Annotated in this window: 25 protein-coding genes and 1 tRNA gene; 17 read left to right on the plus strand and 9 right to left on the minus strand. The window is 61.7% G+C overall.

Translation table 11 applies throughout. From position 1 onward, the window contains the following. Nucleotides 1-227: 227 nt before the first annotated feature. The 3 genes from QTJ18_RS22820 to QTJ18_RS22830 all read right to left on the minus strand — a co-directional run bounded on the left by QTJ18_RS22820 (nt 228) and on the right by QTJ18_RS22830 (nt 2,007). Entirely contained in the window at nt 228-782 is a 555-nt protein-coding gene (locus tag QTJ18_RS22820; RefSeq protein ID WP_252753539.1) for a TadE/TadG family type IV pilus assembly protein, read from the minus strand. 56 nt (nt 783-838) lie between these two features. Continuing rightward, nucleotides 839-1,465: a TadE/TadG family type IV pilus assembly protein gene (locus tag QTJ18_RS22825; RefSeq protein WP_252753538.1), complete on the minus strand. Its 627-nt coding sequence runs from the start codon at nt 1,463-1,465 to the stop codon at nt 839-841. Nucleotides 1,466-1,599: 134 nt separating this feature from the next. Beyond that, nucleotides 1,600-2,007 carry a pilus assembly protein N-terminal domain-containing protein gene (locus tag QTJ18_RS22830; protein WP_252753537.1) on the minus strand — a complete coding sequence of 136 codons (408 nt, stop codon included), beginning with the start codon at nt 2,005-2,007 and terminating at the stop codon, nt 1,600-1,602. Between the two features lie 396 nt (nt 2,008-2,403). On the opposite strand from QTJ18_RS22830, the gene QTJ18_RS22835 reads away from it, so the two are divergent. From QTJ18_RS22835 to QTJ18_RS22875, 9 genes are all read left to right on the plus strand, one after another. Continuing rightward, nucleotides 2,404-2,586, plus strand: a complete 183-nt coding sequence (locus QTJ18_RS22835) for a Flp family type IVb pilin (RefSeq protein ID WP_252753536.1) — start codon at nt 2,404-2,406, stop codon at nt 2,584-2,586. An 88-nt stretch (nt 2,587-2,674) separates the two neighbouring features. Next, nucleotides 2,675-3,184 (plus strand): A24 family peptidase, encoded by a 510-nt coding sequence (locus QTJ18_RS22840; protein WP_252753535.1) that lies wholly within the window; start codon nt 2,675-2,677, stop codon nt 3,182-3,184. Between the two features lie 209 nt (nt 3,185-3,393). Continuing rightward, on the plus strand, nt 3,394-4,245 hold the full coding sequence (gene cpaB, locus QTJ18_RS22845) for a Flp pilus assembly protein CpaB (protein WP_252753534.1): 852 nt from the start codon (nt 3,394-3,396) through the stop codon (nt 4,243-4,245). 14 nt (nt 4,246-4,259) lie between these two features. Beyond that, the gene (locus tag QTJ18_RS22850) at nt 4,260-5,834 is read left to right on the plus strand and encodes a type II and III secretion system protein family protein (protein WP_252753533.1); all 1,575 of its coding nucleotides are present in this window, start codon (nt 4,260-4,262) and stop codon (nt 5,832-5,834) included. A gap of 13 nt (nt 5,835-5,847) precedes the next feature. Then, nucleotides 5,848-6,501 (plus strand): CpaD family pilus assembly protein, encoded by a 654-nt coding sequence (locus QTJ18_RS22855; protein WP_252753532.1) that lies wholly within the window; start codon nt 5,848-5,850, stop codon nt 6,499-6,501. A gap of 21 nt (nt 6,502-6,522) precedes the next feature. Next, entirely contained in the window at nt 6,523-7,812 is a 1,290-nt protein-coding gene (locus QTJ18_RS22860) for a CpaE/TadZ family protein (protein ID WP_252753531.1), read from the plus strand. Nucleotides 7,813-7,857: 45 nt separating this feature from the next. Then, entirely contained in the window at nt 7,858-9,357 is a 1,500-nt protein-coding gene (locus QTJ18_RS22865; protein ID WP_252753530.1) for a TadA family conjugal transfer-associated ATPase, read from the plus strand. 190 nt (nt 9,358-9,547) lie between these two features. Continuing rightward, a complete protein-coding gene (locus QTJ18_RS22870) occupies nt 9,548-10,552 on the plus strand; it encodes a type II secretion system F family protein (protein WP_252753529.1) in 1,005 nt (334 codons plus the stop codon). Nucleotides 10,553-10,563: 11 nt separating this feature from the next. After that, on the plus strand, nt 10,564-11,544 hold the full coding sequence (locus QTJ18_RS22875) for a type II secretion system F family protein (protein ID WP_252753528.1): 981 nt from the start codon (nt 10,564-10,566) through the stop codon (nt 11,542-11,544). A 147-nt stretch (nt 11,545-11,691) separates the two neighbouring features. On the opposite strand, the gene QTJ18_RS22880 is transcribed toward QTJ18_RS22875, so the two are convergent. Continuing rightward, nucleotides 11,692-12,525 carry a tetratricopeptide repeat protein gene (locus QTJ18_RS22880; protein WP_252753527.1) on the minus strand — a complete coding sequence of 278 codons (834 nt, stop codon included), beginning with the start codon at nt 12,523-12,525 and terminating at the stop codon, nt 11,692-11,694. Nucleotides 12,526-12,657: 132 nt separating this feature from the next. Here QTJ18_RS22880 and QTJ18_RS22885 point away from each other — a divergent pair, with 132 nt between their 5' ends. The 4 genes from QTJ18_RS22885 to QTJ18_RS22900 all read left to right on the plus strand — a co-directional run bounded on the left by QTJ18_RS22885 (nt 12,658) and on the right by QTJ18_RS22900 (nt 15,784). Further along, complete coding sequence (locus QTJ18_RS22885; RefSeq protein WP_252753526.1) at nt 12,658-14,046, plus strand: leucyl aminopeptidase family protein; 1,389 nt, start codon at nt 12,658-12,660, stop codon at nt 14,044-14,046. A gap of 87 nt (nt 14,047-14,133) precedes the next feature. Continuing rightward, nucleotides 14,134-14,505 (plus strand): MarR family winged helix-turn-helix transcriptional regulator, encoded by a 372-nt coding sequence (locus QTJ18_RS22890; protein WP_252753525.1) that lies wholly within the window; start codon nt 14,134-14,136, stop codon nt 14,503-14,505. Next, nucleotides 14,495-15,370: a C40 family peptidase gene (locus QTJ18_RS22895; RefSeq protein ID WP_252753524.1), complete on the plus strand. Its 876-nt coding sequence runs from the start codon at nt 14,495-14,497 to the stop codon at nt 15,368-15,370. The genes QTJ18_RS22890 and QTJ18_RS22895 overlap by 11 nt, the downstream gene beginning before the upstream one ends. 63 nt (nt 15,371-15,433) lie before the next feature. Next, nucleotides 15,434-15,784, plus strand: a complete 351-nt coding sequence (locus QTJ18_RS22900; RefSeq protein WP_252753523.1) for a hypothetical protein — start codon at nt 15,434-15,436, stop codon at nt 15,782-15,784. A gap of 172 nt (nt 15,785-15,956) precedes the next feature. On the opposite strand, the gene QTJ18_RS22905 is transcribed toward QTJ18_RS22900, so the two are convergent. Further along, nucleotides 15,957-16,043, minus strand: a tRNA-Leu gene (locus QTJ18_RS22905). A 134-nt stretch (nt 16,044-16,177) separates the two neighbouring features. Beyond that, on the minus strand, nt 16,178-16,477 hold the full coding sequence (locus QTJ18_RS22910) for an Rdx family protein (protein ID WP_252753522.1): 300 nt from the start codon (nt 16,475-16,477) through the stop codon (nt 16,178-16,180). 140 nt (nt 16,478-16,617) lie between these two features. Here QTJ18_RS22910 and QTJ18_RS22915 point away from each other — a divergent pair, with 140 nt between their 5' ends. Further along, nucleotides 16,618-17,355, plus strand: coding sequence for a PRC-barrel domain-containing protein (locus QTJ18_RS22915; protein ID WP_252753521.1), 738 nt, complete (start codon nt 16,618-16,620; stop codon nt 17,353-17,355). A gap of 132 nt (nt 17,356-17,487) precedes the next feature. Here QTJ18_RS22915 and lepA read toward each other — a convergent pair whose 3' ends face one another. After that, nucleotides 17,488-19,314: a translation elongation factor 4 gene (lepA, locus tag QTJ18_RS22920; RefSeq protein WP_252753520.1), complete on the minus strand. Its 1,827-nt coding sequence runs from the start codon at nt 19,312-19,314 to the stop codon at nt 17,488-17,490. A gap of 229 nt (nt 19,315-19,543) precedes the next feature. Here lepA and QTJ18_RS22925 point away from each other — a divergent pair, with 229 nt between their 5' ends. Beyond that, complete coding sequence (locus QTJ18_RS22925; RefSeq protein WP_252753519.1) at nt 19,544-20,119, plus strand: helix-turn-helix domain-containing protein; 576 nt, start codon at nt 19,544-19,546, stop codon at nt 20,117-20,119. A gap of 18 nt (nt 20,120-20,137) precedes the next feature. Beyond that, nucleotides 20,138-20,659 (plus strand): GNAT family N-acetyltransferase, encoded by a 522-nt coding sequence (locus tag QTJ18_RS22930; RefSeq protein ID WP_252753518.1) that lies wholly within the window; start codon nt 20,138-20,140, stop codon nt 20,657-20,659. 2 nt (nt 20,660-20,661) lie between these two features. Here QTJ18_RS22930 and QTJ18_RS22935 read toward each other — a convergent pair whose 3' ends face one another. After that, nucleotides 20,662-21,726 carry an alpha/beta hydrolase family protein gene (locus tag QTJ18_RS22935; protein WP_252753517.1) on the minus strand — a complete coding sequence of 355 codons (1,065 nt, stop codon included), beginning with the start codon at nt 21,724-21,726 and terminating at the stop codon, nt 20,662-20,664. Nucleotides 21,727-21,901: 175 nt separating this feature from the next. Between QTJ18_RS22935 and QTJ18_RS22940 the strand changes: the two genes are divergently transcribed. After that, nucleotides 21,902-22,075: a hypothetical protein gene (locus QTJ18_RS22940; RefSeq protein ID WP_252753516.1), complete on the plus strand. Its 174-nt coding sequence runs from the start codon at nt 21,902-21,904 to the stop codon at nt 22,073-22,075. Nucleotides 22,076-22,144: 69 nt separating this feature from the next. On the opposite strand, the gene QTJ18_RS22945 is transcribed toward QTJ18_RS22940, so the two are convergent. Next, entirely contained in the window at nt 22,145-23,248 is a 1,104-nt protein-coding gene (locus QTJ18_RS22945; RefSeq protein WP_252753515.1) for a TRAP transporter substrate-binding protein, read from the minus strand. Nucleotides 23,249-23,265 lie beyond the last annotated feature (17 nt).

The raw sequence follows: 23,265 nt of genomic DNA on the forward strand, positions 1-23,265 counted from the left end.
GAAACGATTTCGATACCGGATACCTAGAGACGGTGATCGCTAAAACCAAACATGGAATGCGATCTCCGATCCAGGATGCGCCCAGTCCTGCGGACTGCGCCCGTATCGTCAGCCTTCTTACCCTTGCCGATGCAGACTTGCAAAGAGCTGGAAAGGACCGAGGCTGAGACTGGGGCTGAGACTCTGGGCGAACCCTGGGCGAACAATCGGCAAAGACCCTGTCGGTATCAGCAGTCCTTGCAGGCGACCGAATCGCCCACCCGCTGGCGGTAGAAATAGGTCCTGCTAAGGGTCAGCGACCGGGCCTCGCTGGAGACGATGCCCGGCAGGAACATCAACAGCTCGTGCGGAACGGCAAGCTCCGTGCGCACCAGAAACGTGCTGGCAACCCGCATTTCATTCGGCACCGATGTGACTATGGTGCCCACGGCATAGGGCCGTGCCTTGTCCTGGTCCCAGGACCACTCCACTTTCGGTGTCTGCGTCTGGTCAATGCGGATGCCGGTAATCTTCAGCGACACTTTGGCGAGGCTGCTATTGTAGGGAACGAAGATCGCCTTTGCCACATCGATCATGCCCCCCAGCCCTGTCTTGCTGACCTCCGGCTGCTGGGTGACAAGATCGGCAATCGTGCTCGCCGCCCGCGTGACGCGTTTCGACACGCTGAAGGCGATCGTGATCTCGAAGCAGGTGATGTAGAGCGAAATCAGGATGGGGGCCAGAATGGCAAACTCGACCCCGCCTATGCCGCGGCGATCGCAGATCAGCCGTCGCAGGTGCATCAACCATCCGCTCCGATGTCCGTCGGCACCGGTTATCGTCTTCCTCCACCGCGCCATCACGGATAGTCCTCGTTCTGGAAGGCGCTGGTGGCGACGATCAGGAAATAATTCGGGCGCGATCCGTCGCTCGGTCGGATATTCGTGATGTAGGGCCGCACCAGATCGGTGATGACCTGCCACCGATAATAGGCGCGCACTATGTTGATCGATTTTGCCGGACCCGGCGCATAGCCGAATGATTTGGTGTCGATCTCGGCATAGCGGCCGCTTCCGCTGCGGGGCAGGGTTGTCGGTATGGCAGCGAAATTGGCGAAATTGCGCACATCGAGCTGCAGCAGGTTGGGATTGGCAATCTCATCGGCGGAGCATTTGATGAGGATGGAAATCTCGCCGCAGAAGATCTGGCGGAACTGCGTGCGCGTCTTGTCCGTGGGGCGGCCAAGACCAGCCGTAATCTGACCTGTCCGCAACTGACGTGACACGGTTTCCACGGCATTGGAGACCAGTTGCTCGGCGGTGAAGGCGACGAAGGTCTCGATGATCGCGAAGATGATCATGAAGTAGGGAATGGCCAGAATGGCGAATTCGATTGCCGCGGCACCATCGCGCGAACGCCAGAGGCGCCGCCACGCCGGTCTTTCCTTGGTCGCGGTCACCCGGGAGTGATGGTCATCCTCGCGCATCGGCTGGTTGAAACTCCGTCATGGCGTTGCTTGGATGGTCTTCACCGGCAGTCCCCGTCCGATGGCAGGCATTATGAATAAGGCCAATCCTGTTGATGATCCGTTTCGCCCATTGTTCGATTTGCATGCATTGGTCAATTGCCGGCTGCCGCACCCTTGCTATCGGCATGCTGTTCACAATTGGGCGTGCAGGAGAGAACTGTTCGCGAGGTCTGCCGGAAGACCCGCACAGTATTGCCCTCGTCGATCGAGACGAGAATGCGCTCGTCCGCAATGGCATTGCCATCGGCGTCCAGCAGGACGAGGTTGGTCGCGCCGAAGCTGCGGCCGGTCAGCACGATGGTGGTCGGATCGGCAACGGTGGCATCCGCGACCTCAGCGTTTCCGATGATGACTTTGGCGACAGGTCGGTCGAGCTTCAGGACGCGCGCCTGATTCATATAGACGCGCAGGAGCCCGTCATCCCGCTCAGTTGCGAGCGCCGTGCCGCAGAACAGCAGGATCGCAGCTGCAGCGAGACGCACATGCACAGTCCAGGACATGATCGGTCAGCCTTTTGTCGTTGCTTGTTTCATATCAAAGCATGACGAGGATTGGTGAATGGACGGTTAAGGTCGAGGCAAAGCGGACTCTTCCTGTTTTGATACAGATTCACCTTTTGGAGCCTGTGCCGATTTCTGTCGTTTGGCTGCGATGCGATATCCTGGAAGGCCTGCAACGCAGGGCGATCCACCCCCGGCGCTCCCGTTTCAGGTCATTCGGAAAATTCGAATTGTCGGCTTTAGTATGCGTTTACCGTCCATTCCATTCGGTCGGCGCAAGGAATTATTAACGTCGTTTTTTAAGTCGATGGAAATGGACACGGGGTAGTTTGGCTTCACCGAACAGCGGACAACAGTTGTCGGCGGTGCTGAACCAAACCCCGGATGGAGATTTCAATGTCCAAGCTTTTTGCACGTTTCCTGAAAGATGAGTCAGGCGCAACTGCGATTGAATACGGCCTGATCGCTGCGCTGATTTCTGTCGCCCTGATCGCTGGTGCCACGACGCTCGGTGATAGCCTGAATACGCAGTTCAACAATCTGTCGACCTATCTGGACGTCGACGCGAAGACGGACTGATCGCTCTCAAAGGGCGGATCGTTATCTGAAGCCGCATAAGCGGCTTCAGAACTGGGTGAGATCAGTCGATAGTTTTCGCAGGCTTGATATGCTTTCACTATTCTCTGCTCTCCTTCCCGCAGCACTGGCAGTCGCCGCTGCGACGGATCTCCTCACCATGAAGATCCCGAATGGGATCCCTCTGGCGCTGATCCTCTGCTTCTTTCCCGTTGCCGCTCTGGCCGGCATGGCGCCGATGCAGATCGTGATGGCTGTCGCCGCGGCGCTGGCGGTGTTTTCCGCCTGTTTCGCCCTTTTCGCGACCGGCGTGATGGGTGGTGGCGACGCGAAACTGCTGACGGCAACCGCCCTGTGGTTCGGCCTCAATTCCTCCCTCGTGGAATATCTCGTGCTGGTCGCCTTTGCCGGCGGTCTCCTCACCCTTATTATTCTTGTGCTGCGCTGGCGGGCGGACATGATCCTGGCGATCGGGCTGCGTTTGCCGCATTCCCTGGTGGGGGCCAAGAAAGTGCCCTATGCCCTGGCGATCGCCGCCGGCGGCATCCTGTCCTGGAGCCATTCGCCGCTCTTTACGCTTTTGATGCAGCCGGCGCTCTAGGCCGCCACGGGTCTGCCGCACTCCAGACCGTTCATCTTTTGCGTGGCTCTCTCGTTTTTCTTGATCCGGCTCCCGGAATTTCGGCTCATCACCCGAGAGAGTGCCGCTGATCTTTTCCGTTAACCATAACGGTAAGCATTGCATTAACCCTAATTACACCATTGCCGGACCATTGTGCGGGGGATCTTCGGACTCCTCAAGGAATGGTCATGAAACCCGCACGCGTCATTATTCTTACGGTCGCTGTTGTCGCGGCAGGTCTTGCCGGACTTCTGGCTATGCGTTTGTCGGGTGGCGGGCCGGTCCAGCAGGAGACACGCGAAGTCATCCGGAAGGAGCCGACCGTCAATGTTCTGGTCTCGGCGCAAAACCTGTCCGTTGGCAGTCGCCTGAGCGGCGATATGATCCGATGGATGGCATGGCCGCAAAGCGGCGTGACGGAAGGCTTCATCACGGAAGCGGCGAGGCCGCAGGCTGTCACCGAACTGGCGGGCGCGATCGTGCGTCTGCCGATGTTCGCCGGCGAGCCCGTCCGTGCCGAAAAGATCGCCGACGCATCCAACCGGATCATGTCGTCCATTCTGCCTTCGGGCAAGCGGGCCGTGGCCACGGAAATTTCGGTGGCGACAGGCGCCGGCGGTTTCGTCCTGCCCAATGACCGTGTGGACGTGATCATGGTGCGCAAGAACGATGAGGGTCGCTTCCTCACCGAATCCGTTCTCACCAATATCCGCGTGCTGGCGATCGATCAGCATATCCAGGAAAAGGACGATGGCACCAAATCCGTCGTCGGAACGACGGCGACCCTGGAACTGACGCCTGACCAGGCAAAGGTGATTGCCGTAGCGCAGCAGATGGCGGACCGGTTGACGCTTGCACTGCGATCGATTGCCGATGTGCAGGAGCCGGATACGGCGGCGCCTGATTACCTCCTGGCCGGCAGCGGTGGCAAGGGGGAAGTGCAGGTTATCAAATCCGGCGCGATCGTGACCGGCGGTGGCGGCGCCATGGGAAGCAGCAGCAGCAGCAGCAGTAGCAGTAGCGCTGCGGCGCAGCGGTAAGAAAGGGCTCAACCGTGAAGCACTCTTTTCAGACATTTCGCACGGCAGCTGTTGCAGGCCTCTGCTTTTCCGTGAGCTTTTCCGGCCTTTCCGCGGATTTCGCCGCCGGACAGCTGAAACTGCCGGTGGCTCAGGCTGCCGAACAAAGCATTGTGCGGATCAATGATTCCGGCCGCGGGGCACGCAAGCGCCTGCAGCTTGGCCTCAACAAGGCGCTTGTCGTCGATCTGCCGGCCGATGCGCATGATATTCTGGTCGCCGATCCCTCGGTTGCCGATGCCATCACCCGCACCTCGCGCCGCATCTATCTGTTCGGCAAGGCTGTGGGACAGACGAATATCTTCATCTTCGGTTCGCGTGGCGAGGAAATTGTCAGCCTCGACCTGGCGGTCGAGCGCGACATTACCGGCCTGCAGGACAATCTGAGGCGCTTCCTGCCCGAGTCCGATATCAAGGTCGAGATCATCTCCGACAACATCGTTCTGACCGGAACGGTGCGCACGCCGCAGGACGCTGCGCAGGCGGAAAAACTGGCCCGCGCCTTCCTGAAGGGCGGTGAAGCGACCACGAGAAACACCACCGCCACCAGCAATAGCAGCGGCGACGGAGCGGTTGCCATCTATGCCGAAGAGCGGCAGCAGTCGCAGATCGTCAACCTTCTGACCATCGAAGGCGAAGATCAGGTGACGCTGAAGGTGACGGTGGCCGAGGTCAATCGTCAGGTCCTCAAGCAGCTTGGCTTCAACGGGACCATTTCCGCCATCGGGTCGGCGGCGAGCGGCGGCATATCCTTTGCCAATCCGACCAATCTCGGCAATGCGATCTCCGCGGCCGGCCTCGGCAGCGTCACCGGCAAGGTCGGCGACGTACGGCTCGGAAGCTATGTCAATGCGATGGAACAGGCCGGTGTCATGCGCACGCTGGCCGAGCCCAGCCTGACGGCGATCTCGGGCGAGCAGGCCAAATTCTATGTCGGCGGCCAATATCGTCTGGCCGGACAGCAGGAAGTCGCCAATGATCCCGAAACGAACCAGACAACCGTTTCGCGAACGATCGATACGGTGGATTACGGCGTGGAGCTGAATTTCCGGCCGGTCGTCCTGTCGGCCGGCCGCATCAGCCTCAAGATCGAGACCAATGTCTCCGAGCCGACCTATGAAGGCTCTGCCGTGACCGGTAACGGCACGAATTCTTCGATCCCCGGCTCCACCTATCTGTCGATCCGCAAGCGCGAGGCCTCCACCACGGTGGAACTTCCTTCCGGCGGATCCATCGTCATCGCCGGCCTCGTGCAGGACAATGTGCGCCAGGCCATGTCGGGCTTGCCGGGCATATCCAAGGTTCCGGTCTTCGGCACCCTGTTCCGCAGCAAGGACTTCATCCGCAACGAGACCGAACTGGTGATCATCGCAACGCCCTATCTGGTGCGCCCTGTTGCGCGCAACGAACTGGCGCGGCCGGATGACAACTTCAACCCCGAGAACGATGGCGCGATGTATTTCCTCAACCGGGTCAACAAGATCTACGGACGCAAGGAGCAGGTCGATGCCGGCCGATACCACGGTGCCGTCGGCTTTATCTATAAGTGAGAGGCGCCTGACCATGACAACCCCATCGACTGCCGCCGCCCTTGTTCTCCTCGCCGCCGGTCTTTTGTCCGGATGCGCCAACCGCGAGCTGACGACCGGTTCCATTCCCATGGATTACCGGGAGCGTCATCCGATTGTCCTTACCGATGCACAGACGGCATTGGACCTTCCTGTCGGCGTCAATGATACGCGGCTGACGATCGGCATGAAGGATACGATCAAGGGCTTTGCCCAGCGCTTCACCGGATCTCCCTCGGATTACGTGCAGATCCAGGTCCCGCAGGGCAGCTTGAATGCGGCGGCGGCGCAGTATCTCTCCTCCGAAGTGCGGAAGACCCTGGTGGCGTCCGGCATTCGCCCGCAGCGCTTGGTCATCACCCATTATGCCGCGGGACCGGGCGGCGATGCGGCGCCCATCCGCCTCTCTTTCATCGCCACCAAAGCGGTGACCTCCGCATGCGGCGAATGGCCGGAGGATCTCAACAATGACACGACCGGCAACCGCAACTGGTACAATTTCGGCTGTGCATCGCAGAACAACCTGGCGGCGCAGATTGCCAATCCGACCGATCTTCTCGGCCCCCGCGGCATGACACCGATCGATGCGGAGCGCCGGACCAATGTCATCGACAAATACCGCAGCGGCAGCAACACAACGTCCCAGTAACCTTCGGGCGGAAGATAGAAGATGAGCGCGATTCATTACGATATTCCCACGTCCGGCACGGGCGATGAGGCCGCAGCAGACGCGCCGCGCCCGAGCGACATGGACGCGATGCGGCCCATGCCGCGCATCTCGGTTCATGCTTTCTGCGAAAGCGAAGGCATGCATCGGGTGATGGAGCGTCTGTCGCAGGATCGCCGGATGACCAAGGTCAATCTGCGTGTGACGAGCGGTGGCGTCTCGGCGGCTGCCAACATGTTTTCCAGTGCACCGACGCCCAACCTCATCGTCGTTGAAACGGAAAGCCAGCCGGCCAACCTGCTGGAGGACCTTGTACCGCTGGCGGAGGTCTGCGACCCTTCCACCCGTGTCATCATCATCGGCCGCCATAATGATATCGGTCTCTACCGGGAATTGATCCGCAACGGCATTTCCGAATATCTCGTCGCGCCGGTGAAAATGCCGGATCTGCTGACCGCCATTGCCGCGATTTTCGTCGATCCGCAGGCCGAGCCGCTGGGCCGGTCAATCGCCTTCATCGGCGCCAAAGGCGGTGTCGGATCCTCCACCATCGCCCATAACTGCGCCTTCGGCATTTCCTCGCTCTTCTCCACGGAAACCATTCTTGCCGATCTCGACCTTGCCTATGGCACGGCCAATATCGATTTCGATCAGGATCCGGCTCAGGGCATTGCCGAAGCGGTTTTCGCGCCCGATCGCCTTGACGAGGTCTTCCTCGACCGCCTGCTGACCAAATGCTCCGAGCATCTGTCGCTGCTTGCGGCGCCCTCGCTGCTGGACCGGCCTTACGATTTCGACAGGACCTCATTTCAGCCCGTGATCGAGATCCTCCAGCGCAGTGCCCCGGTGGCCGTGCTGGACGTTCCGCATGGATGGTCGGAATGGACGCTGAGCGTGCTGGGAGAAGCCGATGAGGTGGTCATCACGGCCATTCCGGATCTTGCGAACCTGCGCAACACGAAGAACATGCTCGACGCCTTGAAGAAACTGCGTCCGAATGACAGGCCGCCGCATCTGATCCTCAACCAGGTGGGCCTGCCCAAGCGGCCGGAAATCGCTCCGGATGATTTCATCGATCCTTTGGAGATCGAGCCCATCGCCATCATTCCCTTCGATGCAGCCTTGTTCGGCAACGCCGCCAATAGCGGTCGCATGGTGACGGAGATGGACGCTAGATCGCCGACCGCCGAAACATTTTCGCAGATCGCCCATATCGTGACCGGCCGCTCGACGGTGAAGAAGAGCAAGAAGAGCGGGTTGGGCAAGGTATTCAGCCTGCTGGGACGCAAATAGCCATCGGACTTCCTTGGTTCGACGATTCGAGATTGGGATTGCAGCATGTTCGGTAAACGCGGAAGTGATGGATTCGGCAGAGCAGGGAGCATTGCGGCGCCCAAGCCTGCCATGCCGGCGCCGGACGCATCGGAGGCACGGTCGCCCGAGATCCTGCAGGAAACCCGCTTGGTCAGCGGGGGTGGCGATCAGCGGCAGGCTGTCAATGCGCCGCCGCTCGCGCTGCAGGCGGCTGCTCCGGCCAAGCGTCGGTCCGTGCGCAATGAAGGCTATTACGACACCAAGGCGCAGGTCTTCTCGGCGCTGATCGACACGATCGATCTCTCTCAGCTCTCCAAGCTCGACGTGGAAAGCGCGCGCGAGGAGATCCGGGATATCGTCAACGACATCATCACGATCAAGAATTTCGCGATGTCGATTGCCGAACAGGAGGAATTGCTTGACGACATCTGCAACGATGTCCTCGGCTACGGACCGCTCGAGCCGCTGCTGGCGCGCGACGATATTGCCGATATCATGGTCAATGGCGCCGGCCAGACCTTTATCGAAGTCGGCGGCAAGACGCTCGAATCCGAAATCCGCTTCCGCGACAACCAGCAGCTTCTGTCCATCTGCCAGCGCATCGTCAGCCAGGTCGGCCGCCGGGTGGACGAGTCGAGCCCCATCTGCGACGCACGTCTGCCGGACGGGTCGCGTGTCAACGTCATCGCGCCGCCTTTGGCGCTGGACGGTCCGGCACTGACGATCAGAAAATTCAAGAAGGACAAGCTCACTCTCGATCAGCTGGTCAAATATGGAACGATCACGCCGGCCGGAGCGACCCTCCTGCAGATCATCGGCCGTGTCCGCTGCAATGTCATCATCTCCGGCGGCACGGGCTCTGGCAAGACGACGCTGCTGAACTGCCTCACCCGCTATATCGACGCACATGAGCGCATCATCACCTGCGAAGATACGGCCGAACTCCAGCTGCAGCAGCCGCATGTCGTGCGGTTGGAAACGCGTCCGCCCAATATCGAAGGGGAGGGCGAAATCACCATGCGCGACCTGGTGAAGAACTGCCTGCGTATGCGCCCGGAGCGGATCATCGTCGGTGAAGTGCGTGGCCCCGAAGTGTTCGACCTTTTGCAGGCGATGAATACGGGCCATGACGGATCGATGGGCACGATCCACTCCAACTCGCCGCGCGAATGCCTGAGCCGTATCGAATCCATGATCGCCATGGGTGGCTTCAGCCTGCCGGCAAAGACCGTGCGCGAGATCATTGCCGGCTCCGTCGACGTCATCATCCAGGCCACCCGCCTCAGGGACGGGACGCGCCGCATCACCCATGTGACGGAAGTGGTTGGCATGGAAGGCGATGTGATCGTGACACAGGATCTGCTGCGCTACGAGATGGAAGGCGAGGATGCCGCGGGCCGGATCATCGGCCAGCATGTATCGACCGGCATCGTGAAGCCGCATTTTTGGGATCGCGCCCGCTACTACAATGAGGAGCGCCGGCTCGCGGCAGCTTTCGACCAGATGGACGCGCCGTCTCAATAAAGTTCAGGCCCAGCCGGGCCGGGGCGGTTCGCCTCGATTGGAATGATCGGGATGCTGCCGGCCGTGACGCAGCGCATGGCCGGCCCGAAGGGGACCAGGTGGAATGCTCTATCGAATTGATTTCATGCAGTCTGCACGCAAAACCGCTGACGCTCTTTTGCCGGACCTGCACTAGGAAGGGACGGGGGACATGAACATCACCATCGTGGCGCTTGCAGCGCTCGTCGCCATTGCCGCGGCGGCTCTGGCCTATGGCGTGATGTATTCGCGGATCGAGGTCGAGAAGAAGACAGCCTCCCGCGTCAGCCGTGTCGGATCCGCCGAGACCGAGCGCGTCAAGGTGAAGGCCGCGCGCGACCGGGTGCAGGAGCTTTCCAAGCGCCGCAAGTCCATGCAGGATTCGCTGAAGGATCTGGAGCGCAAACAGCAGGAAAAGAACAAGAAATTCGGAGATACGAGCATCAAGGCGAGGATCGCCCGCTCCGGTCTGTCGCTCTCGCTTGCGCGATACTACACCTATTGCGGGATTGTCGGCCTGATGGTCTTGCTGGTCTGCCTGATCGCCGGACTGCCCTTGCTGCCGGTGCTGGGTGTCGTCTTCACCGCGTCGCTTGGGCTGCCGCGCTGGATCCTCGCTTTCCTGATCTCGCGCCGCCAGAACAAGTTTCTCGAGGAACTTCCCAATGCGCTCGACGTGATGGTGCGGTCGATCCGCTCGGGCCTGCCCCTTAACGATGCCATGCGGCTGATCGCAAGCGACGGCCAGGAACCGGTGAAGGGCGAATTCCGGCGGGTTGTCGAGGCGCAGCAGGTGGGGCTTTCCGTGCCGGAGGCCTGCGCCCGCATGATGGTGACCATGCCGCTGCCGGAAGTGAACTTCTTCGCCATCGTCATTGCCATCCAGAGCCAGGCCGGCGGCAATCTGTCCGAGGCTTTGAGCAATCTCGCCGCCGTGCTTCGCGAGCGGCGCAAGATGAAGGCCAAGGTCAAGGCAATTTCCATGGAGGCCAAGGCCTCCGCGGTGATCATCGGCGCCCTGCCATTCATCGTCTCGCTGCTCGTCTATCTGACCTCGCCGGAATATATCGCGGTTCTGTTCACCGATCCGCGCGGGCACATGATCCTGCTCTTCTCGGCCGTCTGGATGACGATCGGCATCTTCGTCATGCGCAAAATGATCAATTTCGATATTTGAGAGGCACACACATGTTTACCCATCTCGCCTCGCAACTCACCGATCCCGCAACGCTTCTTGCGGTTCTCGCGGCAGTCGCCGTATTCGCCACCCTATACTCGCTCCTCATCCCGCTTCTCGAAGGTCGTGATCTCGGCAAGCGCATGCGCGCCGTCTCCACGGAGCGGGAGCAGATGCGCAGTCGCGAGCGTGCGCGGCTGACAATGGAAGGCAATCGGGGAAGCCTGCGGGCGCAGAACAACCAGTCCGTCCGGCAGATCGTCGAGCGTTTCAACCTGCGCAAGGCGCTTGTGGACGACAATACGGTGAACCGGCTGAAATCGGCCGGTCTTCGCACGCAGAACGCGCTCAACATCTTCCTTGTCTGCCGCTTCCTTCTGCCCTTCGTCTTCCTGGCCCTGGTCGGCACCTGGATCTTCGGTCTGGGCAATCTCGCCGACAAGCCCTTCGGCGTCCGTCTCCTGATCACGGTTGTGGCGGCCTATATCGGCTTCTATGCCCCGAACATCTATCTCAGCAATCGCATCACGAAGCGAAAGGCTTCGATCAAGCGCGCCTGGCCGGATGCTCTCGATCTGATGCTGATCTGTGTCGAATCCGGCATTTCGCTAGAGGCGGCCATGCGTCGCGTCGCCGAGGAGCTGTCGGCCCAATCGCCTGAGCTTGGCGAGGAAATGGTGCTGACGACGGCGGAACTTTCCTTCCTGCCGGATCGGCGTGTGGCAATCGAAAACCTCGCCATCCGCACCCAGCTGGATATCGTCAAGGCCGTGACGACGGCTCTCATCCAGGCGGATCGCTATGGCACGCCTGTCGCCCAGGCCATGCGCGTCCTGGCGCAGGAAGGTCGCGATGAACGGATGAACGAAGCCGAGAAGAAGGCAGCCGCCCTGCCGCCGAAACTGACAGTGCCGATGATCCTTTTCTTCCTGCCGGTGCTCGTCGCCGTCATCCTCGGGCCGGCCGGCATCCAGGTTGCAGATCGCTTCTAGGGTTGAGACCCGATCAGGATTTGCAGCGTGGCTGACAGGGCACGCATCAATATGGCACGCGCTGCGCGTGCCGCCCCACCCGCGCCCATCGGCGCAAGAGCGAGCCTCAAGATCCCGGCTTACCTTTGATGGCTGGCCTGCTCTTGCTTAATTGGTGGCCTGCGGCTTCTTGTCCGCCAGCTTCGCCCAGGCATTCTGCTGCGACAGCATGGCGCGCAGATAGGTCACATTCGCTTCCGCCTGCGTTTCTGTCAGCTCGCGTCTCGCAATGGTCTCCGCCTCGGCAAACCGCCCTTGCAGGCCCACGACGAGCGCCAGGTTCTGGCGCACCCTGCTATCTGCCGACGGCAGCTCGGCTGCATTGCGCAGATATTTTTCCGCCGTCTTCAGGTCGCCCGACAAGACATAGGACATTCCGAGATTGGACATCACGCTGGGTTCGTTCGGCTGGCCATCAAGCGCCAGGCGGTATTTGTCGCGGGCTTCCTCGGAGCGGCCCAGCTGATCGAGCACGGCGCCTTCGGCGGAATAGAGCCGCCAATCGGGGCGGTCCGGAGTTTGCGCCCGGTTGATCGTCGCAAGCGCCTGTTCCAGCTGTCCGGCGGCCGCCTGGGCCTTGCCATAGGCCGCCAGCACGTCGCGGTCGGTGGGATGAGCGATCGCCACCTGTTGCATCACGGCAAGTGCCTGCGTGTTCTTGCCGTTCATCCGCAGGATGCTCGCATAGCTGAGACCGGTATTGCGGTCCTTGGGATTGCGGTCATAGGCGGCGCCATAGGTTTTTTCCGCCGCTGCCAGTTCCGGCGCGGTCATGCTTTCCACCGGCTTTGCAAGGTTCACCGAGGGGATGGAGCCGGTGGTCAGCCGGTCCGCCTGCCGCTGCGCCGTGCTGCAGGAGCTCAGCGCCAGGGTCAGAAGCGCGCATCCTGCGGCTGCCTGCCAAAGCCGGGGTTTCACCGAAAAGAAACTGGATCGGGTCATTGTGACAACTCGCGATTAGGGGCCATCACCAGGCTTTGGGACATCTGGCCGGAAACGGTGGCGCTATCTGTTCACAAGCAATATTCTGTTAACCCTAACAGTTCGTTAAACCTGATTCCAAAGGCATGTCGCATGGCCCCTTACCAGTTCATCAGCAGACCCTCTCCCTTCGAAGCCGCAACCACGAAGGCGCGTGTGATTTTCGCGGTAACGAAGCGGGAGGTGGAGGAGGGTGCATTGCCCGCCGAGGCTGCCGCCTGGGCAAACTCCGCCGGGTTCAAGGGCGAGGCGGGCAGCGTTCTTCTTCTGCCGGGTGCCGGCGGTGAGGTTGGCGGCGCCCTGTTCGGGCTCGGCAGCGAACCCTCCGAGACCCCGTTCATCGGGGGCAAGCTTCCCGCCAGCCTGCCCGCCGGACCCTGGACCATTGAAAGCGCGTCCTTGCCGGTGCAGCGGCTGGCGCTCGGCTTCGGCCTCGGAACCTATAGTTTCGACACGTATCGCAGCGAGAAGCCGCCCCAGGCGCGCCTTTCTCTGTCGGGCGAGATCGACATGGACGCTCTGCAGCGCACGGTCAGCGCCGTTTTCCTCGCCCGCGACCTTGTCAACACGCCGACCAATGATATGGGACCGGAGCGGCTGGATGCGGTTTTCCACGCGCTTGCCGATCATTACGGTGCTGCGGCAAGCCGCATCGTCGGAGACGAGCTGCTGGCGCAGAATTTTCCGCTGATCCACGCGGTCGGAAGGGCGAGCGCCGAGGCGCCCCGCCTGCTCGACATGTGCTGGGGACGCAAGGGCGCCCGCAAGGTCACGCTCGTCGGCAAGGGTGTCTGCTTCGACACCGGCGGCCTGGATATCAAGCCGGCCGCCTCCATGCTGCTGATGAAAAAGGATATGGGCGGGGCTGCCAATGTGCTGGCGCTGGCCTTGATGATCATGGATGCCGGTCTGGACGTCGATCTTCGCGTCCTGGTGCCGGCGGTGGAAAATTCGATTTCGGCCAATGCCTTTCGTCCGGGCGATATCTACCGGAGCCGCAAGGGCATCACCGTGCAGATCGACAATACCGATGCGGAGGGCCGGCTCATCCTGGCCGACGCGCTGGCCTATGCGGGAGAGGAAGCGCCGGACCTGATGATCGACATGGCGACGCTGACAGGTGCGGCGCGCGTGGCGCTGGGGCCGGATCTCCCGCCCTTCTTCACCGACGATGAATCGCTGGCCAGTGCCCTGCAGGCGGCAAGCGCCGAAGAAGACGATCCGGTATGGCAGTTGCCGCTGTTCAAGGGCTATGAGAAGGACATCCGGTCACGGGCGGCAGACATCACCAATGCGCCCTCGGGCGGCATGGCGGGAGCCATCACGGCGGCGCTGTTTCTGAAGCGGTTTGCCGGCGGCGCACGCAGTTGGGCGCATTTCGACATCTATGCCTGGTCGCCGCAGGAAAAGCCGCAGACACCGGTGGGTGGCGAGGCTCAGGCCATTCGCGCCCTGTACCATGTCATCAGGGGTCTTGGCTGATCCGGCGCCCAGCGTTTCCGAAGCCCGAAAACCAGCACCCGACATTTCAACACCCGACATTCTACCACCCCCAGCACGGAGCACACCATGCCTGCTGAACTCACCGCAACGGAGGCACTGGGTCTCTGGCACCGGGTGGTGCTGGAGCAGGTACGCGAGGGGAGCCATGATCTCAGCCTCAGGCAGATGTCCATCCTGCTGCAGATTTATCTGGTGCCGCCTCCGCATACGGTGCGCGGTCTGGCGGCGCAGCTCGGAGTGACCAAGCCGGTCATCACCCGCGCGCTCGATACCATGGGTACACTGCACCTGGTGGATCGCGAGCGCGACCAGCGCGATCGCCGCAATGTCGTCATCAAGCGCACATTGGCTGGCGCTCTCTATCTTGAGAAACTTGGCGATCGGATTCGCGCCGAAGCGCGCCGAGCGCCCCTTGAAGGATCGTCCCATGTCGCATGATCTCGACCGCCGCCTGAACGCCTACCGGCCGGACCTCGCCGATCACAAGCTCGAGGGGCTGGTGAGTGCCACCCGCTATGCCGAGGGGGAGGCGGCACACATATGCGTGCCGGTGGCGCAGCTTCGGCCTCGGCCGGATGCTGCAAGCAATATCGATACGCAGTTATTATGGGGCGAAACAGTCCGGGTCTTTGACCGGCAGGATGGCTGGGCCTGGGTGCAGGCTGAAATCGACTCCTATGTCGGCTATCTGCCGGAGGCCGAGCTCCAAACGCCTGTCGAGGCAAGCCACTGGATCACGGCCGCGCGCAGCTTTGTCTATCCGGAAGCCGAATTGCGCCGCGTTCCGCTGCAGGCCCTGTCCATGGGAAGCCGGGTGAGGGTGGTTGGCGAGGCGGAAACGCGCGGCACCCGCTATGCCGTGCTGGACACCGGTGGCGCGATCATTGCCGGTCACTGCCGCCCGATCGGCACGGCCCCTGACAAGGATTATGTGCGGCTCGCGGCCCTGTTTCTGGAAACGCCTTATCTTTGGGGCGGTCGGTCGGGCTTCGGCATCGATTGCTCGGGTCTGGTGCAGCTCGCAGCGATGATGGCCGGCCATGCCATCCCGCGCGATTCGGATATGCAGGCAGGCTTCGGCATGGATATCGGGCGCGCCGACCTCAGGAGGGGCGATCTCGTCTTCTGGAAGGGCCATGTCGCCATCATGGAGGATGAGGCAACAATCCTGCACGCCAATGGCCATACGATGACGGTGGCGCGGGAGCCGCTGGATGGGGCCATTGTCCGCATTGGCTGGCTCTATGGCCAGCCGACCGGCTACCGGCGGTTCCTGCCGCATCCTCTTCACGCAGATGTTTGAATGCGCTCTGGTGAGAGCCAAAGGCAAAGCCTACATCAGGGGCATGACACAGGGAGCCCCGATATGACGCGAATGTTCCGCATGCTGGCCACCGCGGCACTCATGGCACTGGCCGCCGGCCCTGGCTGGACGGCGGATGACAGGCTGGAGCCGAACTGGCAGCGCCCCGCGGCGCCCTTCAAGGATCTGCCGGGCGTGGTGGCGCAGGAGGGTTTCGTCGACAATGGCTCGGACGATACCGGCCGCTGCACGACGACAACCGAGTATCGCCGCTGGCACCGGGGCGAGCCTTTCCCGGATCTGCCGGTACAGGTCTTTCGCTGCGAGAAGAATGGCGTTGTCTATTTGGGAACGGAGATGCCGAACCGCCCTTGGGTTCCGGGCCTCAATCCCCACGATCTCCCGAAGCGCTGACGAAAGAGCTGAGCCCGGCTGCATCGACTGCAAGGCGAAAAGGCGTGTTCGGACATAAAGAAACCGGACAACCAGGCTGAAAGCGGCAATCGGCTCAGCATCGGCAAGCGACAGAACAAGCCATTGCCAAACAACAAAAAAGCCCGCCGAAGCGAGCTCTTTGTTTGGAATTTGGTGCCCAGAAGAGGACTCGAACCTCCACACCCTTGCGAGTACCAGCACCTGAAGCTGGCGCGTCTACCAATTCCGCCATCTGGGCGACGAGGAGCGATGTACTGGTCTCGGCTGCGGCTGTCAACGACCTTTTTGAACTTTCTGTGTCAGTCCTGACTTTTCTCCCCGAGGTGCGTACCGGGCGGCGGCGGCTGACCCTCGTCGACAGGCCAAAATCCCTTATCCCTCTTGATTCTGCTGTGAAGTTCGATCGAGATGGCCAAGATCGCGGTCGGGATCAATGCGGTCGCGGACCCTCTGCTTCAACGGCTTGGGACCCGGGAATCCCCCATCGCGGACGCGCTCCCAGATCAGTTCGTCATCGACCCTGATCTCGAAGATTCCGCCGGTGCCCGGCACCAGGGAAACCTCGGAAAGGCTATCGCCAAAGGTCTGCAACAGCTCCTGTGCCATCCAGCCGGAGCGAAGCAGCCAATTGCACTGCGTGCAGTAGTGAATCGTGATCTTTGGCTTACGCATCCGCTTATCCTTCCTTCGAGAAAACCTTGAAGCGTTTTCTTACGCCCGTGGCGGACCGGATGCCACCAGGTTGATTTAAATCGGAACAAAGTCGGGCGTGCTTGGGTTGGGGGAGGGAGTACCCAATCAAGGAGGAATCCATGACCCGCAAACTGATCGCCGCCCTGGCCTTTTCGACCGTGCTTCCCTTCGCCGCCGTGGCGCAGACCAGCACCGCGCCTGCAGCTCCTGCCGCACAGGATGCCGGCCAGATGACGAACCAGAACAATGCGCGTGGCGGTGTTGCCGATGCTCCGCGCGTCATGCAGGATGCCGCAGCCGGTCCTTTCGTCGAGATCCCCAACCAGGGTGCCTGGCGCGTGAGTGACCTTGAAGGCAAGGCCGTCTACGGTGCCGATGGCGAGAACATTGGTGAGATCAACGACGTCCTGGTCAGCCAGGATGGCAGCGTCAATGCCGTCATCATCGGTGTCGGCGGCTTCCTCGGCATTGGCGAGAAGGATGTTGCCGTGCAGATGAGCGCGCTTCAGCTCGGCCCCGGCATGAGCGAGGAAGAGGCCAAGGCGGCTGCCGCCAAGACCCCGGCAGTTTCCGGTGAGACAACGGCCTCCACATCCGGCGCCACCACCGCGACCCCGGCTCCGGGCGCCGCTACGACGGCTGGCGGCGCTGGCATGGGGGCAGCCGGCACGACGACGGCCGCCAATCCGAACACAGCGCAGCCGGGCGCCAGCAGCCAGGAAATGGCCGCCAATCCGGCCAATGGTGACGCAGCAACGATCGGCGAGGACGGCCTGCCGGATCGCATCGTGCTCAACGTTACCCGCGATCAGCTGGAACAGGCTCCTGCCTTTGAAGGCATGACGCCGGCACGGTAATCCGCCGCTCTTATGGCCTCAAGGCCCCGTGGCGAAAGCTGCGGGGCCTCTTGCTGTCTGGCGGCATCAACGAAAAACATCCCCACCAGCTTCTGGAGGCGGGTGTGGAACTGACAGGCGAGGCTGGAAGCCTTACTCGTCATTCATCTTCAGCGCGGCGATGAATGCTTCCTGCGGAATTTCCACCTTGCCGAACTGGCGCATGCGCTTCTTGCCTTCCTTCTGCTTTTCCAGAAGCTTGCGCTTGCGCGTGGCATCGCCGCCATAGCACTTGGCCGTCACATCCTTGCGCAGTGCCCGCACGGTCTCGCGCGCGATGACCTTGCCGCCAATCGCGGCCTGGATCGGGATCTGGAACATGTGCGGCGGAATGAGTTCCTTCAGCTTTTCGCACATGCTGCGCCCGCGCCGGTCGGCAGCCGAGCGATGCACCAGCATGGACAGGGCGTCCACCGGGTCGCCATTGACGAGGATGGACATCTTGACGAGATCGCCCGCCCGATAGTCGATGATCGTGTAGTCGAAGGAGGCATAGCCCTTCGAGATGGACTTCAGGCGATCATAGAAGTCGAAGACCACCTCATTGAGCGGAAGCTCATAGGTCACCATGGCGCGGCTGCCGACATAAGTGAGTTCGGTCTGGATACCGCGGCGATCCTGGCAGAGCTTCAGCACGGAGCCGAGATATTCGTCCGGCGTCAGGATCGTGGCCTTGATCCAGGGCTCGCGGATCTCGTCGATCTTCACGACGTCCGGCATGTCGGCCGGGTTGTGCAATTCCTTCTCGGTGCCGTCGGTCAAGGTCATCTGGTAGACGACGGAGGGTGCCGTGGCCACGAGGTCGAGATTGAATTCGCGCTCGAGACGTTCCTGGATGATTTCCAGATGCAGGAGGCCGAGGAAGCCGCAGCGGAAACCGAAGCCAAGCGCGGCGGAGCTTTCCATCTCGAAGGAGAAGGAGGCATCGTTCAGGCGCAGCTTGCCCATGGCAGCGCGCAGGTCTTCGAAATCCGCGGCATCGACCGGGAAGAGACCGCAGAACACCACCGGCTGTGCCGGCTTGAAGCCGGGAAGCGCCTTGTCTGTCGGACGCTTGTCGTCGGTGATCGTATCGCCGACGCGGGTATCGGCCACTTCCTTGATCGAGGCGGTGATGAAGCCGATCTCGCCTGGGCCGAGACTGTCCACCTGGACCATCTTCGGCGTCAGTATGCCGACGCGCTCAACGCCATATCGGGCGCCGGTGCCCATCATCCGGATCTGCTGGCCCTTGGTCAGCACGCCATCGATCACGCGCACCAGAACCATGACGCCGAGATAGGTGTCATACCAGCTATCCACCAGCAGTGCCTTGAGCGGCGCCTTCTCGCCGCCTTCGCTCCTGGGCGGCGGCAGCTTGTTGACGATGGCTTCCAGGACATCGGGAATGCCGAAACCGGTCTTGGCGGAGATCAGCACGGCATCGGAGGCGTCGATCCCGATCACCTCTTCGATCTGCTCCTTGATCCGCTCCGGTTCGGCGGCCGGCAAATCGATCTTGTTGAGGACCGTGACCAGTTCGTGATTGTTGTCGATCGCCTGGTAGACATTGGCGAGCGTCTGGGCCTCGACCCCCTGGGAGGCATCGACCACGAGCAGCGACCCTTCGCAGGCCGACAGCGAGCGCGAAACTTCATAGGCAAAGTCCACGTGGCCGGGCGTGTCGATCAGGTTCAGCACATAGGTCTCGCCATTCTTGGCCTTGTAGTGCAGACGCACCGTCTGGGCCTTGATGGTGATGCCGCGCTCGCGCTCGATCTCCATATTGTCGAGCACCTGCTCGGACATTTCGCGCTCGGCCAAGCCGCCCGTCGTCTGGATCAGGCGGTCGGCCAGGGTCGATTTGCCATGGTCGATATGGGCGACGATGGAGAAGTTGCGGATATGGTCGAGAGGCGTGCGGGTCGAATCTGTGCTCATGGAGGGGGCATATAGCAGGGGTCGCAGCCAGAAAGAAGCGGGAAAAGCGCCGCAAAGCCCGGCATCGCAGTGTTTTCCGACGCCTCCCGACCGATCGGCATGGCAAGGGTCATAGCCCGCAGCGTCGAAGAGGAGGCCGATGCGCCTGCATTCGCAGTCGAGCCTGATCGCCCATTATCTTTCTTGATAGCACTTGACTCCACTATAATGGAAATGCAGCATTGCGTGTATGGATCAAAGCGAGCAGCAATTCGAGGGCGCACTGGGCGACCGCCTGAAAAGCATTCGGAGCGAGCGCGGCTTCACGCTCGATCAGTTGGCGACGGCGTCCGGCGTCAGCCGCGCCATGATCTCCCGCGTCGAGCGGGGCGAAGCCAGCCCGACGGCCGCGCTCCTGGCCCGATTATGCGAGGCTCTTGGCCTGTCGCTCTCCGCATTTTTCGACACCAGCGAGGCTGAGCGCTCGCCTCTGTCGCGCCGCTCGCAGCAGCGGCTTTGGCGCGATCCCCTGAGCGGCTATCGAAGGCGCTCGATCTCTCCGCCGGGCACCTCCTCCCGGATCGATATCGTGGAGGTGGAATTTCCGCCAGCCGCCCGGGTAAGCTTTCCGCCGCGTGAGGAAAGTCGCTCGATGACCCAGCATATCTGGGTCTTCGATGGCGTGCTGGAGATGATCCTGCCGGACCAGACCTACCGGCTCGAAGCAGGCGATTGCCTGTTCATGAGCATCGGCGACGCGTTTCAGTTCCACAACCCGTCCGATCGCCCCGTCCGCTATGCGGTCGTTCTGGATCGCGGGCGTTGACCAGACCAAGGAAAAGCCATGACTGCCTCCGTCCGCATTGTTTCAGCCGAAGAACGTGATGCTCTGATCCTCGGCCTGTCTGACGTTCTCAGCGACTGCATAGAGGGCGGTGCGTCGCTTGGCTTCATGCTACCCTTCCCCGTGACGCAGGCCGAGAGCTACTGGACCGAAATCTTCGACAGCGTCGCCAAGGGCCATATGATCCTGGCGGTGGCGCAAAAAGGCGACCGCGTCGTCGGGACGGTCCAGGTGGGGCTTGCGCAAAAGCCCAATCAGCCACATCGGGGCGATCTGATGAAATTGCTGGTGCACCGCTCGGCGCGCGGCCTTGGCCTGTCACGCAAGCTGATGGAGGCTGTGGAGGCGGAGGCAGCGGCCCGCGGCCGCTCGCTGCTGGTGCTGGACACGGCAACCGGCAGCGAAGCGGAGGCGATCTACCCCCGCTTCGGCTGGCAACGCGTCGGCGTCATCCCCGACTATGCGCTCTGGCCGCAAGGCGGGTTCTGCAGCACGACGCTCTTCTACAAGCAGATTGCCTGAGCCTATCGGAAGGCCCTGTCGAAGGCGTCGATGATCAGCCTTTCCGCATCCTGATGCACCTCGGCACGGTCGCGCAGGCCCTTGCCGTCGCAGATCGGATCGGGATCGCCGGACTCGCTGAGGACATCCTGCGCATCGGGTTTGCAGACCGGCAGGAAGCTGAAATGGTTGGAGCCCGGGATCTGGTGATACTGCGCGCCGGGAATCTCCGCTGACAGCTTGTAGGAATAGACGGCGACGGGCACACCGCCTGGGCTGCCGAGGTTGATGATCGTCGTCGGAACCTTGATCTGCTTCAGGCTGTCCGCCTGGAAGGCGGTTGCCAGGCCCGGATCGACGATGACCGCAGACATCACGCGCGGATCGAGATTCGATTGCTCGAAATGCGCCTTGTCGAACTCGCGGAGCTTGACGACGGGAGAGGCGACGCGCTTGCCGTCGACAAAACCGAAGCCGCCGGCAAACCACTGGCAATCCATCATCATGGTGTAGCGGTCGCAATAATCGGCATAGGCAGAGAGGTCGGCGCGCCCGCCGATGAGCTCCAGTGCCGTGCTGCCGCCGAGCGAAAAGCCCAGTACACCGATCTTCCCCGCATCGACCGACCCTTTCCAGCGGGCCTCGCCGGTCATCCAGGTGATGATGTTGGAAAGATCCTGCGTCCTTTCCCAGATGCGGGGCGTGGCGATCGGCGTTGAATCGCCGCTGGTCGTGCCGGGATGGTCGGGGCCGGCGACGATGAAGCCTTTCTCCGCCAGGCGGGCCGCAATCCAGGCCATGCCCTGGGCGCGCGAACCGGAGCCGTGCGAGAGCAGGATCAGGGGGTAGTGGCCCGTTTTGACCGGCGCGTCGCGTTTTGCGGAAACGCCGGTGAAGATGCGGTTGTCGCCGACCAGCACATCCGGCGCCGCGGCATCGGTGGGATACCAGACATCCACGGAAAGCGGCTTGCCGCGCTGAAGCGAAGGCACCGAAATCGTCGTGGCGCCAATGGAAGGCTCGGCAGAGGCCGTTAAGGGGAAAACCGTGCCGGTGAGCAGGGATGTCAGGAGAAAGAGTGTTTTCATCGCAGAACCTCGTTGTGGGGGAACGAGGCAAAAGTGACCGAGATGCGGGGCAGGCCTCGACCTCGAACATGTTCAAGGCCGGCCGATATCGTGATCCGGGCCGCACAAAAAAATACGGAACAGCTTCGTCCCGGCCTCGTTAGATCCGAGGTAACCGTCAACAACGGAGGCAGATATGAGCAAGACCGATGTGAAGGAACAGCAGGCGCGCGCCCAGGCGCAGGTGGACAATACCAGCGCCGGCGGCCATCTCGGCGGCACCTATTACGGCCAGGAGCCGGACGGCAAGACGATCAACAGTAATGATCGCGTGGGCGCCAAGGCCCGCCCCAATAACGGCAGCAACTGACCGCTGCCAGGGATAGAGAAGCAGGTTCTAGCGAGGCGGCGCCGTGATGGCGCCGCCTCTCTGGTTTTTTTAGAGCGTGCCGTTACGCTGCTGGATCATCATGAATGTATCGAAGCTGTAATCGGCAATCTGCAGCCAGAGATAGCCGTCCTTCTTGAACGCCTGCTGGCTGTCATAGATCTTCTTGAAGGCGGGATTGCTCGCCGAGATCTCCGCATAGGTTTCCTGCGCTGCCTTATAGCAGACATCGAGAATATCCTGGCTGAAGGGACGCAGGATAGCGCCCTCGGCCACCAGATCACGCAGAGCCTTGGCGTTCAGTGCATCGTATCTTTCAAGCATGAGCGCATTGGCGCGGGCGCAGGCATCCGTAAGGACGCGCTGATAGGCCGGCGGCAGGGACTTGAACTTGTCGAGATTGAAGAAGGCATGGACGGTCGGACCGCCTTCCCACCAGGCAGGGTAGTAGTAGTACTTGGCCACCTTGTAGAAGCCGAGCTTGTAGTCGTCATAGGGGCCGACGAATTCCGTGGCGTCGATCGTGCCCTTCTCCAGCGAGGCATAGACATCGCCGCCGGCAATCTGCTGCGGGGTCACACCGACCTTGGTCATCACCTGGCCGGCAAGCCCGGCGATGCGCATCTTCAGACCCTTGAGGTCATCCACCGTCTTGATTTCCTTGCGGAACCAGCCGCCCATCTGGGCACCGGTATTGCCGGCCGGCAGCGCATACAGATTGTGCCCGGCGAGGAATTCGTTGATCAGTTCATTGCCGCCGCCGACCGAGAACCAGGAATTGGCAAGGCGCGCATTGAGGCCGAAGGGAATGGCAGTGCCGAGTGCGAAAGTCGGATCCTTGCCGACATAGTAATAGGCGCAGGTATGCGCCATCTCGACAGTGCCGGCTGCCACGGCATCGGCGGCCTGAAGCGGCGGTACGATCTCTCCTGCAGCATAGGCCTGGATCTGGAATTTGCCATTGGTCGCTTCCGACACGCTCTTGGCGATCTCGGTTGCCGTTCCAAAAAGGACGTCGAGGCTCTTCGGGAAGGAAGATGTCAGACGCCAGGTGATTTCCGGGTTTTCCTGCGCGATGGCCGGAGCGGCGAGGGCCGTGGCGGCCGCGCCAACGCCGACAGCGCCGGCCTGGCGGAAGAATGATCTGCGGTTCATGAACTCAATGCCTTTGA

The organism is Rhizobium sp. SSA_523 (assembly GCF_030435705.1).
GTDB lineage: Bacteria > Pseudomonadota > Alphaproteobacteria > Rhizobiales > Rhizobiaceae > Neorhizobium.